Consider the following 11,856-nt stretch of genomic DNA (forward strand, 5'->3'; position numbering starts at 1 on the left):
CTGGGCCAGGCAGCTCCAGCAGCCGGTCTCGCCGGGGCGCAGCAGCGGGCCGAGCCCGGCGGAGTGCGCTCCGCCGGGCCACCGTCACACCGTTTCCGGAGGAGGGATCAGAAGAACACCGAACGCCGCTGCACCAGCAGCTGGTAGAGGGTGTGCTGGATGGTCTCGCGCACCTCGTCGGCCAGGTCGAAGACCAGCATCGGATCGTCCGCCGCCTCCGCCGGATAGCCGTCGGTGGCGATCGGCTCGCCGAAGCGGATCGTCCACTTGGTCGGCAGCGGCAGCACCCCGAGCGGCCCCAGCCACGGGAAGGTCGGCGTGATCGGCACGTACGGCAGACCGAGCAGCCGGGCCAGCGTCTTCACGTTGCCGATCATCGGGTAGGTCTCCTCCGCCCCGACGATCGAGCACGGCACGATCGGCACCCTCGCCCGCAGCGCCGAGGAGACGAAGCCGCCGCGGCCGAAGCGCTGCAGCTTGTAGCGCTCGGAGAACGGCTTGCCGATGCCCTTGAAGCCCTCCGGCCAGACCCCGACCACCTCGCCGCGCTCCAGCAGCGCCTGGGCGTCCTCGTTGCAGGCCAGGGTGTGGCCGGCCTTGCGGGCCAGTTCGTTGACGCCCGGCAGCACGAAGACCAGGTCGGCGGCGAGCATCCGCAGGTGCCGGTGGTGCGGGTGGTGGTCGTGGATGACCACCTGGGTCATCAGGGCGTCCAGCGGGACGGTGCCGGAGTGGTTGGCGACGATCAGCGCGCCGCCCTCGGACGGGATGTTCTCGATCCCCTCGACGGTGATCCGGAAGTACTTCTCGGCCAGCGGACGCAGCAGCGAGAGCAACACCTCCTCGGTGAGCTCCCGGTCGAAGCCGAACTCGTCCACTTCGTAGTCGCCGGTGATCCGGCGGCGCAGGAAGGCCAGCCCCTCGGTGGCCCGGCCCTCCCAGCCCTTGCCGAACAGCCGGGTCGCCGCCGGGCCGAGCTGCCCGGACAGCGCCCCGCCGACGGCTCCGGCGAGCCGGTCGGCCAGCCCGGGGCCCTCGGGGGACGTCCAGCTGGGGGCGGTCTCGATCGGGATGACCTTGGCCTCGCCCGGCGCTTTCTCGGCGGCGGCACTCATCGCGGTTCAGCTCCTCGGGCGGCGGGGGCGGTTCGGTACGGCGGGCCGCTCGTGCGGCACGACCAGGGTGGCCAGCCGGTCGGTGACGGCGGCCAGCCGCTCGGGCGGCAGCAGGCCGGGGCCCAGGGCGGCGGCGAAGTCGGCGAAGGCCTCCGGAGTGCTGAACGCCGGGCGGTAGCCGAAGACCTCCCGCAGCCGGGTGGTGTCCACCACCCGGCCGTGGGTCAGCAGCCGCAGCTGCTCCGGCGAGACGTCCACCAGCCGGGTCTGCCGGGCCAGCGCGGCCATCCAGCTGACCGCGGGCAGCAGCAGCGGCAGGGTGGGGCGGCCGAGCCGGCGGGCGCACTGGGAGAGCAGCAGCACTCCCTCCCCCGCCACGTTGAAGGTGCCGGTGTTGACGGTGCCCGGGGCGGGCTCGTCGACGGCCCGGCAGAGCACCGCGACCGCGTCGTCCTCGTGCACGAACTGCAGCCTGGGGTCGTAGCCGAGCACGGTCGGCAGCACCGGCAGGGCGAAGTACTCGCTGAGCGGGGTGTCCGCGCCCGGGCCGACGATGTTGGCGAAGCGCAGCACCGTCACCGCGACGTCCGGGCGGCGCCGGGCGAAGCCGCGCACGTAGCCCTCCACCTCGGCCGCGTCCTTGGCGAAGCCGCCGCCGGGCGGGTCCTTCGGCTGGTTCCGCTCGCTGAACACCGCCGGGTCGCGGGGCGCGGAGCCGTAGACGCCGGTGGTCGACTTCACCACCAGCCGGCGCACCCCGGGGGCCTTCTGGCAGGCGCCGAGCAGCTGCATGGTGCCGATGACGTTGGACTCCTTCACCGCGGAGCGGTTGGTGGAGCCCAGGCCGGTGGCGCTGACGCTGAGGTGCACCACGGTGTCCACCCGGTGCTCGGCGATCACCCGGGAGACCGCCGGGCGGCGCAGGTCCAGCTGGTGGAAGGTGTACGGCGCGGCCGAGCCGTCCGGCTCCTCGACCGGCTGCCGCGGCGGCTGCACGTCCACCCCGACGACCCGGTCCACCCCCGGCCGGCGACGGACCTCGGCGGCGAAGCGGGCACCGAGATGGCGTGCCACGCCGGTGACGAGCACGACCACGCCCACGGTGCTGCACCCCATTCCCTCGACCGAGCGGCCTGCGTGCACCGTACCGCGCCGCCGCGCCGGGCCGTGAAACGACACCGCCCGCCCGGGCACGAAGCCTGGGCGGGCGGTGGAACGCCTGACCCCCGCGAGGGCGGGGCCGATGAGTTCTTCCTGCGCCGCCGAACCCCAGTGCGGGGGTGACCCCCGCGAGTGCGGGGCCGAAGCGCAGGCTCAGGCGTTACTTCTTGTTGCGGCGCTGGACCCGGGTCCTCTTCAGAAGCTTGCGGTGCTTCTTCTTGGCCATACGCTTGCGACGCTTCTTGATGACAGAGCCCACGGAACAACCCTCGCTCACTGAGACTCTCGTCCGTGAGAGACGGAGTCCATACGACTGACGTGAGGGCCTAGCCTACCGTCCGTGTGCCCGGGCCTGTAAATCGCACTCCCGGCAGCCGGGAAACTCCCGGGAAATCCGGGGCGGACGGGGGCGCGTCCACGGCTGCGGACGCGCCCCCGCCCGACCGGTCGGCTACGCGCTCTCGAGCCGCACGTACGACTCCTTGAGGTACTCGTGCACCGCCTGCTGGGGCACCCGGAAGGACCGTCCGACCCGGATGGCCGGCAGCTCTCCGCTGTGCACCAACCGGTACACGGTCATCTTGGACACCCGCATGACCGCGGCGACCTCGGCCACGGTCAGGAAGACGACTTCCTGCAGGGGACGCTCGACGGAACTCATGACCATCACCCGACCCTTACCCGTGTGCAAGGCACCGGCTTCCCCTCCGGTGACTCCACCGGCACACGTGTATCCCCAGAGTAGTTATGGGTGGTACCAGTGGGAAGAGGGGAGATGCAGTCCTCGTACGGTGAGAGATAGGACCGTTGCAGTACGTAGTCACTCGGCGGATCGCACCAGTGGGCGTACGCACGGCCCGCCCGACGCGCGGCCGGGGCGGCGGTTTCAGGCCAGCAGTCCGTGGTGCGGGAACACCGCGCGGCGGCTGGCGAGGATGGCCTGATCGAGTCGGTCGGCCGGATCGTAACCCGAGTCGAAGTCGCGCCAGGCCGGGCGGGCGCCGTCGGTCATCCGCAGCGGGGCCGGGCGGCGGGTGCGGTGGTAGACCTCGGCGCGCCAGGCCTCGGGGGTCTCGGTGGCCGGGTCGACGGGCCGGCCGGCGGCGGTGGCGACCAGGTGGGTCCAGCTGCGTGGGACGACGTCCACCACCGCGTAGCCGCCGCCACCGGTGGCCACCCAGCGGCCGCCGGCGTGCCGGTGGGCCAGCTCGTGCAGCTCCTCGGCGATCAGCCGCTGGGCGTCCACGGTGACGGCCAGATGGGCGAGCGGGTCCTCCAGGTGGGTGTCCGCGCCGTGCTGGGTGACCAGGACCTGCGGCCGGAAGGCGGCGAGCAGCTCGGGCACCAGGGCGTGGAAGGCGCGCAGCCAGCCGGCGTCGCCGGTGCCGGCCGGCAGCGGCAGGTTGGCGGCGGAGCCGGGGGCGTCCGGGCCGCCGGTCTCGGTGGGCCAGCCGGTCTGCGGGAAGAGCGTGGCCGGGTGCTCGTGCAGCGAGACGGTCAGCACCCGGGGGTCGTTCCAGAAGGCCTCCTGGACGCCGTCGCCGTGGTGGACGTCCACGTCGACGTAGGCGACCCGCTCGGCGCCGAGTTCGAGCAGCCGGGCGATGGCGAGGGCCGGGTCGTTGTAGATGCAGAAGCCGGAGGCCTTGCCGGGCATCGCGTGGTGCAGCCCGCCGGCGAAGTTCACGGCGTGCGGGGTCTCGCCGCGCCAGACCGCCTCGGCGGCGGCGACCGACTGACCGGCGATCAGCGCGGAGGCCGAATGGACGGCCGGGAAGGACCAGTTGTCGTCGGTGCCGAGGCCGTGCCGGGGGTCCGACTGCTCGGGGTGCGCGGCGGCGTGCTTGACCGCCTCGACGTACTCCCGGGTGTGCACCAGCCGCAGGGTGGACTCCCCCGCGGCCGGCGCGGAGCGGACGGTCACCCCGGGCCCGGCGTCCAGCCCGAGGGCCTCGACCAGGCGCATGGTGAGCGCCAGCCGGGTCGGGTCCATCGGGTGGCCGGGGCCGAAGTCGTAGGCGGTGACGGCCTCGTCCCAGAAGAGGTGCAGGCCGCAGGGGGTGTCACGCTCGGCTTCGGGCATGGCCTCCACCGTAGTGGGTGGGCGTGCACGGACGACCGCCAGGGCTCGCCCACCCACCGCGGGGGCCTAGGGGCGTGTCGCCGCGGCGGGGGCCACCACCGGTGCCGGGGCGAAGCGCTCGGCCAGCGGCAGCACGGCGAGCACCAGCAGCATCGGGGCGAGCAGCGCCCAGCGGTACGAGCCGGCGTCCGCGATCGCCCCGACCAGCGGCGAACCGATCAGGAAGCCCACGTAGTTGAAGAGGTTGAGCCGGGCCACGGCGGCGTCCGAGTCGGCCGGGAAGAGCCGCCCGCCGGCCGCGAACACCTGGGGGATGATCGCGCAGATGCCGAAGCCGAGCACGGTGAACGAGGCGATGCCCGCCCAGGCGACGGGCGCCACCGCGGCCAGCCCGAAGCCGAGCGCGGCCAGCGCCGCGCCGCCGCGCACCACCGCGACCGCACCGAAGCGCTGCACCGCGCGGTCACCCAGGGCCCGGCCGAGCAGCATCGCGACCATGTAGCCGAGGTAGGAGAGCTTGGCGAGGTCCTCGCGGCTGCCCAGGCCGTCGGTGAGGTACTTGACGCTGTAGTTGGAGACGGAGGCGTCCGCGATGTACGCGAAGGCCATCGCCAGGCACAGCGGCAGCAGCGGGCGCCACGGGATGGACCGGGCGGCGGCCTCGGCGGCCTCCCGGACGGCGTCGCCGAGTTCGGCCGGTCCGGCGAAGCCGGTGCCGGTCAGCACCGCGAGCGGGGCGATCACCGCCCCGGCCGTGCCGAACAGCACCGGCAGCCCCAGGCCGTAGTGCGAGCCGAGGCCCGCGATCGCCGCGCCGAGGATGCCGCCGAGGCTGAACGCGGCGTGGAACCCGATCATGATCGAGCGGCCGTAGCGGTGCTGCAGCCCCACCCCCAGCATGTTCATGCTGGCGTCCAGCGCGCCGACCAACAGACCGAACGCGCCGAGCGCGAGGGCGAGTTGCCACAGCGAGTCGCCCAGCCCGGCGCCCGCCAGGCTGAGGCAGACCGCCGGCTGGACCACCCGCAGCACGGCCCGGGCGCCGGTGCGCTTCACCAACTGCTCGGAGAGGATCGAGCCCGCCCCGGCCAGGATCGGCACCGCGGCGAGGAAGACCGGCAGCAACCCGTCGCTCAGCCCGTACCGGTGCTGGATCTCCGGGATGCAGGTGACCAGCAGCGCGAAGGTGGTGCCCTGGAGCAGGAAGCTGACGGCGAGCGCGGCCCGCCCGGCGCGCAGGCCGACGGCCATCGAGGACGAGACGGGCTGCACGGACGGCGCGGCACTCATGCGGGACCTCGCTACTGGCCGGTACGGACGATGGTGGCCGAGAGCGTAGGGGTTGCGCCGCGATTGCGGGAGGGGTCGCGCGCGATCACTTCCCGCCGGAGGCCAGCTCCCGGGAACGGTCCCGGGCCGCCTCCAGGGCGCCCAGCAGCGCGGCCCGCACCCCGTGGTTCTCCAGCTCGCGGATGGCCGCGATGGTCGTGCCGGCCGGGGAGGTGACCGCCTCGCGCAGCTTCACCGGGTGCTCGCCGGAGTCGCGCAGCATCACCGAGGCGCCGATCGCGGACTGCACGATCAGGTCGTGCGCCACCTGCCGGGGCAGGCCGAGCAGGATGCCCGCGTCGGTCATGGCCTCGACCAGGAAGTAGAAGTAGGCCGGGCCCGAGCCGGACAGCGCGGTGGCCGCGTCCTGCTGGGACTCCGGCAGCCGCAGCGCCTTGCCGACCGAGCTGAAGATCTCCTCGGCGCGCGCCAGGTGCTCCTCCCGTGCGTGCGAGCCGCCGGAGATGACGCTCATCCCCTCGTCCACCAGCACGGGCGTGTTGGGCATCACCCGGACCACCGGGGTGCCGGCCGCCAGCCGCTCCTCGAACCAGGCGGTCGGGATGCCGGCCGCCGCCGAGATCACCAGCCGGTCCGGGCTGATGTGCGGGGCCAGCTCCTCCAGCAGGGTGCCCATGTCCTGCGGCTTGACGGCGAGGATCAGGGTGTCGGCCAGCTTGGCGGCCTCGGCGTTGGAGACGGCCACCACGCCGTAGCGGGCGGTGAGTTCGGCCGCGCGCTCCGGGCGGCGGGCGGTCACCAGGACGTCCGACGGGGCCTTGCCGGCCCGCAGCAGACCGGAGAGCAGGGCCTCCCCGATCTTGCCGGTGCCCAGGAAGGCGATCTTCTGTCCGTGTGCTGCGCTGCTGCCCATGGTCCGCTCCTTGCCTCGGTACTGCGGCCATCCTTCCACCGCGCGGCGGCGCCCGTCGGGACCGTCCGCTCCGTGGTCCCCGGGTACCGGGAAGCCGTCGCGAGGGCGGTCGCCCCTAGGGAGAAAACTCCGGGGTTTCCCCTATGGCCTCCCGGCCCGGGCAGGCGCACGGTGGAGGCATGGCACACGACGAGATGTCCCGACGTGAGAACCGGCAACTCGCCGCCGCCTCGGCGACGGTGGGCCCGTGGCGGACCGCTGCGGGAGTCGGTGCGGTGGTGGGGGCGACCGCCCTGGGGGTCGAGGCGATCTCCGGTGACTGGTCGCTGAGCATGCTGGCCGGACCGGCCGGCTGGGCCCTGTTCTTCCTCTTCCTGGTCGGCACCGTCGGCGGGCAGCTGCGCCGCGACACCACCGACCGACGGCTGCGCCGCTGGGCCGACGCGCACCCGTGGCAGTCGGCCCTTCCGGCGGCCGGCGGGCTGCTGGTGCTGAACACCCTGGCGCAGTACTTCCTCGGCGACGCCGGGCTGTTCGGCGCTTTCTTCATCTCGCTACTCCCGGCGGGCCTCCTGCTGGTGATCGCCGGGGTGGTGGGCTCGGTGAAGCAGGCCCGCGGCAAGGGCTGACCGGAGCACTTTCCCGGACAAGGACCGGTGAACGCTCCAGCCCCGCGCACGGGTTCACCACAAGGTGCGCCCCCGATCGACGAACCGTCACACCCCGTCGGCATACCGGCGCGATGCCGATAGCCGAAGATCCGGAATTACCTGGACCACCCGGACGATCGTGCGCAGGCAGCAGGACTGCCGCTTCTACGACCGGCCAGGTTCCAGGTCAATCCGGGGAAGCTCATGATCGACAAGTCCGCGTCGGACCTCGGCAACAGCGCGTGCGGCGTCTACGACGGCCTGCTGCACCCGGAGTTCGAGCAGTTCGCGAGCCCCGATCCGGGACAGACCGGCCCCAAGAGCGACCCGTACGACCGCAGCAATGACCTTCCGACCACCGGCGGCGGAGACTGCGGCAGGGTCAGCCGCTACTGACGTCAGCGCTTGCGCTTCCCGCCGGGGCGGCCGCTGCGGCCGGCCCGGCGCTTGGCGTGCTGCTCGACGGCCCGCTCGTACGCGGCGCGCCGGACGGCCTCGCCCGGGGCCTCGACCAGGCTGCGGGCGAAGTAGGCGGCCAGGCTGCCGGCCCCGCCGATCAGCCAGACCGCGCCGAGCGACTTGTCCTCGGCCATCCAGCCGGTCAGCTGGTCCTTGCCCTCGGTGAGCACCTTCCAGGTGCGCCGGACGGACATCAGCGAGCAGACCGCGATCGCCGCGGTGAGCAGCCCGTTCAGGAAGCCGCCGCTGTCGGAGAGCGCGACGCCCTCGACGCCGAAGCGCAGCACCAGCACGGCGGCGGCGGTGGCGACCAGGGCGCCGGTCGAGACGCCGACCCGGCGCGGCCAGTAGCCGTTGTCCCGGTCGAGCCAGCTGGTGCCGAAGAAGCGGATCGGCTCCGGCTCGGGGGCGCCGGCGGGCTTGGGGGCGGGGGTGGGGGGCTGCTCGCTCACGCCCCCGATTATCACCCGGTCGGCACGGACGGCGGAGGAGCCGTCCCGGCCGGCGGGACGGCTCCTCCTCGTGACAGCAGGTCTCAGCCGAGCTTGCCGACGTCCCGGACGGCGCCCTTGTCGGCCGAGGTGGCCATCGCCGCGTAGGCCCGCAGGGCCTGGCTGACCTGGCGGTCGCGGTTCTTCGGCCGGTAGCCGTCCCCGGCCTCCAGCGCGCGGCGGCGCTCGGCGAGGACCTCGGCCGGCACCTCGAGGGAGATGGTCCGGGCCGGGATGTCGATGGCGATGGTGTCGCCGTCCTCGACCAGCGCGATGGTGCCGCCGGAGGCCGCCTCCGGGGAGGCGTGGCCGATGGACAGGCCCGAGGTGCCGCCGGAGAAGCGGCCGTCGGTGACCAGCGCGCAGGCCTTGCCGAGGCCGCGGCCCTTGAGGAAGGAGGTGGGGTAGAGCATCTCCTGCATGCCCGGGCCACCCTTGGGGCCCTCGTAGCGGATGACGACGACGTCGCCCTCCTTGACCCGCTTGGCGAGGATCGCCTCGACCGCGTCCTCCTGGGACTCGACCACGACGGCCGGGCCGCTGAAGGTCCAGATCGACTCGTCCACGCCGGCCGTCTTCACGATGCAGCCGTCCTCGGCGAGGTTGCCGTACAGCACGGCGAGGCCGCCCTCGACCGAGTAGGCGTGCTCGACGCTGCGGATGCAGCCCTTGGCGGCGTCGGTGTCCAGCGACTCCCAGCGCTCGGACTGGGAGAAGGCCTCGGCGGAGCGGACGCAGCCGGGGGCGGCGTGCCACAGTTCGACGGCCTCCGCGGAGGGCGAACCGCCGCGCACGTCCCAGGTCTTGAGCCACTCGGCGAGCGAGTCGGCGTGCACGGTGTGGACGTCCTCGTTGAGCAGCCCGCCCCGGTACAGCTCGCCGAGGATGGCCGGGATGCCGCCGGCCCGGTGCACGTCCTCCATGTAGTACGAGCCGTTGGGCGCGACCTTGGACAGGCAGGGCACCTTGCGGGAGACGGCGTCGATGGCCCGCATGTCGAAGTCCAGCTCGGCCTCCTGGGCGGCGGCGAGCAGGTGCAGGATGGTGTTGGTCGAGCCGCCCATGGCGATGTCCAGGGCCATGGCGTTCTCGAAGGCGGCGCGGGTGGCGATCGCGCGCGGCAGCACCGAGGCGTCGTCCTGGCCGTAGTGGCGGTTGGCGATCTCGACGACGGTGTGCCCGGCCTTCTCGTACAGCGCCCGGCGGGCGGTGTGGGTGGCGAGCACCGAGCCGTTGCCGGGCAGCGAGAGGCCGATCGCCTCGGTGAGGCAGTTCATCGAGTTGGCGGTGAACATGCCGGAGCAGGAGCCGCAGGTCGGGCAGGCGTTCTCCTCGATGATCGCGATGTCCTCGTCGGAGACGTTCTCGTTGACCGCCTGGGAGATCGCGTCGACCAGGTCCAGCTTGCGCACGGTGCCGTCGACCAGGGTGGCCTTGCCGGCCTCCATCGGGCCGCCGGAGACGAAGACGGTCGGGATGTTCAGGCGCAGCGCGGCCATCAGCATGCCGGGGGTGATCTTGTCGCAGTTGGAGATGCAGATCAGCGCGTCGGCGCAGTGCGCGTTGACCATGTACTCGACCGAGTCGGCGATCAGGTCGCGCGAGGGCAGCGAGTAGAGCATGCCGCCGTGGCCCATCGCGATGCCGTCGTCGACGGCGATGGTGTTGAACTCGCGCGGGATGCCGCCCGCCTGCTTGATGGCCTCGGAGACGATCCGGCCGACCGGCTGGAGGTGGGTGTGGCCGGGGACGAACTCGGTGAAGGAGTTGGCGACCGCGATGATCGGCTTGCCGAAGTCCTCGCGGGCTACGCCGGCGGCCCGGAGAAGCGCCCGGGCGCCTGCCATGTTGCGACCGTGGGTGACCGTACGGGACCTCAGCTCGGGCACTGTGCTCCACTCCTTCGGGGCTGTCGCCGGCGCCCGCCGGTGAGGAGGGTGCGGGGGCCGTGTGGCTTACGAGCCTACGCCCGCCGTCCGGCCGGCGGACGGCGCGTCCGCGATGCGGGCAGCCGGCGGGCGCCGCGGGTCAGCCCCGTTTGACGGCCACGGTGACGTCCAGGACGAACGGTTCGACCACCACGCCGTCCGGGAACTCGGCGAGCACGGCCTCCCGTTCGGCGGCCAGCACCGGTGCGCGCTCCTCGGGGCCGAGCGAGGCCAGGTAGGAGCGCGAGGTGAGGTCGGTGAGCAGGTGCTCGACGGTGAGCCGCCGCTCCCAGCGCAGCACCGCCCGTTCGACCGCGAGGCCGGCCGGGGCGAAGTGGGCGGTGTGGGCGCTGATCCCGCCGTAGCCGTGGTAGCGGTCGGGGAGGGCGGCGGCCATCCGCCGGCCCCGGGCCCGGACCCACGGCACGGTCTCGTCCTGCACGTTCCACCAGGTGGCGACGGCCCCGCCGGGCCGCAGCACCCGGATCGCCTCGGGGACGGACCGCTCGGGGTGGGTCCAGTGGAAGGCCTGGGCGTAGGTGATCAGGTCGGCGGACGCGTCGTGGAAGGGCAGGTCGTCGCCGTCGCCGCGGACCAGCGGCAGGGCGGGTGAGGAGAGCAGGAACCGGGCGGCCATCCCGTCGCTGGGCTCGACCGCGACGACGTCCGCGCCCCGGGCGGCCAGCAGCCGGGTGGCGATGCCGGTGCCGGCGCCGACGTCCAGGACCCTGGCCCCCTTGAGGGCGCGGCCCCAGAGCCGCTCCACCGTGTCGAACAGCTCGTCGGGGTAGCCGGGGCGGCCCCGGTCGTACTCGGCGGCGACCGCGCCGAAGCTCAGGGCGGCCTCGCGGTAGTTCCGACGTTCCGTCATCTCTCCCCCTCGGTGCGGCTGTTCGCGCCCGGCCGGGCCCGGGCTCAGCGTACGCGCGAGGGGGTGGCCAGGTGCAAGCGGGTGAAGGCGAGGGCCTCGGCCAGATCGGCCTCGCGTTCGGCGGGGGACGCGGAGCGGCGGGTGTTGACCTCCAGCACCACGTGGCCGTCGAAGCCGGTGCGGGCGAGGTGCTCCAGGAGCTCGGCGCAGGGCTGCTTGCCCCGGCCCGGGATCAGGTGCTCGTCCTTGCCGGAGCCGCTGCCGTCGGCCAGGTGGACGTGGGCGAGCCGGTCACCCATCCGCTCGACCATGGCGAAGGCGTCGACCCGGGAGGTGGCGACGTGCGAGAGGTCGATGGTGAAGTGCCGGTACTCCTCTTCGGTGACGTCCCAGCCCGGCGCGTACGCCAGCACCTCGCGGTCGCGGTAGCGCCACGGGTACATGTTCTCGACGGCGAAGCGGACGTCGGTCTCGCCCGCCATCCGGTTGATGCCCTCGACGAACTCCCGCGCGTACTGCCGCTGCCAGCGGAACGGCGGGTGGACGACGACGGCGCTCGCGCCGAGCTTCTCGGCCGCCGCCCTGGCCCGGACCAGCTTGGTCCACGGGTCGGTGGTCCACACCCGCTGGGTGATCAGCAGGCAGGGCGCGTGCACGGCCAGGATCGGCAGCTGATGGGCGTCGGAGAGCCGGCGCAGGGCCTCCAGGTCCTGGCTGACCGGGTCGTTCCAGACCATCACCTCGACCCCGTCGTAGCCGAGCTTGGCGGCCAGTTCGAAGGCGACGGCGGTGCTCGCCGGGTACACCGAGGCGGTGGACAGCACCACCTTGGTGTCCGGGATGTGCAGGGTCGGGTGCTGGGGCAGTACGAGCCGGTCGGTGGTGCGCAGCAGCG

The 11,856-nt window shown here is 73.3% G+C and carries 13 protein-coding genes; 2 read left to right on the forward strand and 11 right to left on the reverse strand.

Annotation, left to right across the window (positions count from 1 at the left end; translation table 11 throughout):
- Positions 1-107: 107 nt before the first annotated feature.
- From ACWCYO_RS22390 to proC, 7 genes are all read right to left on the reverse strand, one after another.
- Positions 108-1,115, reverse strand: coding sequence for a lysophospholipid acyltransferase family protein (locus ACWCYO_RS22390; RefSeq protein WP_270146279.1), 1,008 nt, complete (start codon positions 1,113-1,115; stop codon positions 108-110).
- Positions 1,116-1,121: 6 nt separating this feature from the next.
- Positions 1,122-2,216 (reverse strand): NAD-dependent epimerase/dehydratase family protein, encoded by a 1,095-nt coding sequence (locus tag ACWCYO_RS22395; protein WP_449785190.1) that lies wholly within the window; start codon positions 2,214-2,216, stop codon positions 1,122-1,124.
- Positions 2,217-2,436: 220 nt separating this feature from the next.
- Complete coding sequence (locus ACWCYO_RS22400) at positions 2,437-2,553, reverse strand: 30S ribosomal protein bS22 (protein ID WP_425311139.1); 117 nt, start codon at positions 2,551-2,553, stop codon at positions 2,437-2,439.
- A gap of 174 nt (positions 2,554-2,727) precedes the next feature.
- Entirely contained in the window at positions 2,728-2,937 is a 210-nt protein-coding gene (locus ACWCYO_RS22405; RefSeq protein WP_045699258.1) for a helix-turn-helix domain-containing protein, read from the reverse strand.
- A gap of 225 nt (positions 2,938-3,162) precedes the next feature.
- Positions 3,163-4,359, reverse strand: a complete 1,197-nt coding sequence (locus ACWCYO_RS22410; RefSeq protein WP_270146273.1) for an acetoin utilization protein AcuC — start codon at positions 4,357-4,359, stop codon at positions 3,163-3,165.
- Between the two features lie 66 nt (positions 4,360-4,425).
- Positions 4,426-5,649 carry an MFS transporter gene (locus ACWCYO_RS22415; RefSeq protein WP_270146271.1) on the reverse strand — a complete coding sequence of 408 codons (1,224 nt, stop codon included), beginning with the start codon at positions 5,647-5,649 and terminating at the stop codon, positions 4,426-4,428.
- A gap of 85 nt (positions 5,650-5,734) precedes the next feature.
- Positions 5,735-6,562: a pyrroline-5-carboxylate reductase gene (gene proC, locus ACWCYO_RS22420; RefSeq protein WP_449785191.1), complete on the reverse strand. Its 828-nt coding sequence runs from the start codon at positions 6,560-6,562 to the stop codon at positions 5,735-5,737.
- A gap of 179 nt (positions 6,563-6,741) precedes the next feature.
- On the opposite strand from proC, the gene ACWCYO_RS22425 reads away from it, so the two are divergent.
- Positions 6,742-7,191, forward strand: a complete 450-nt coding sequence (locus ACWCYO_RS22425) for a hypothetical protein (RefSeq protein ID WP_270146267.1) — start codon at positions 6,742-6,744, stop codon at positions 7,189-7,191.
- Between the two features lie 225 nt (positions 7,192-7,416).
- Complete coding sequence (locus ACWCYO_RS22430) at positions 7,417-7,608, forward strand: hypothetical protein (protein ID WP_449785192.1); 192 nt, start codon at positions 7,417-7,419, stop codon at positions 7,606-7,608.
- A 2-nt stretch (positions 7,609-7,610) separates the two neighbouring features.
- On the opposite strand, the gene ACWCYO_RS22435 is transcribed toward ACWCYO_RS22430, so the two are convergent.
- The 4 genes from ACWCYO_RS22435 to ACWCYO_RS22450 all read right to left on the reverse strand — a co-directional run bounded on the left by ACWCYO_RS22435 (position 7,611) and on the right by ACWCYO_RS22450 (position 11,809).
- On the reverse strand, positions 7,611-8,123 hold the full coding sequence (locus ACWCYO_RS22435) for an EamA/RhaT family transporter (RefSeq protein WP_449785193.1): 513 nt from the start codon (positions 8,121-8,123) through the stop codon (positions 7,611-7,613).
- Positions 8,124-8,206: 83 nt separating this feature from the next.
- On the reverse strand, positions 8,207-10,051 hold the full coding sequence (ilvD, locus tag ACWCYO_RS22440) for a dihydroxy-acid dehydratase (protein ID WP_270146262.1): 1,845 nt from the start codon (positions 10,049-10,051) through the stop codon (positions 8,207-8,209).
- Between the two features lie 139 nt (positions 10,052-10,190).
- The gene (locus ACWCYO_RS22445; RefSeq protein ID WP_270146260.1) at positions 10,191-10,961 is read right to left on the reverse strand and encodes a class I SAM-dependent methyltransferase; all 771 of its coding nucleotides are present in this window, start codon (positions 10,959-10,961) and stop codon (positions 10,191-10,193) included.
- A 44-nt stretch (positions 10,962-11,005) separates the two neighbouring features.
- Positions 11,006-11,809: a sugar phosphate isomerase/epimerase family protein gene (locus ACWCYO_RS22450; RefSeq protein ID WP_270151168.1), complete on the reverse strand. Its 804-nt coding sequence runs from the start codon at positions 11,807-11,809 to the stop codon at positions 11,006-11,008.
- Positions 11,810-11,856 lie beyond the last annotated feature (47 nt).

This window comes from Kitasatospora sp. NPDC001683 (genome assembly GCF_053596495.1).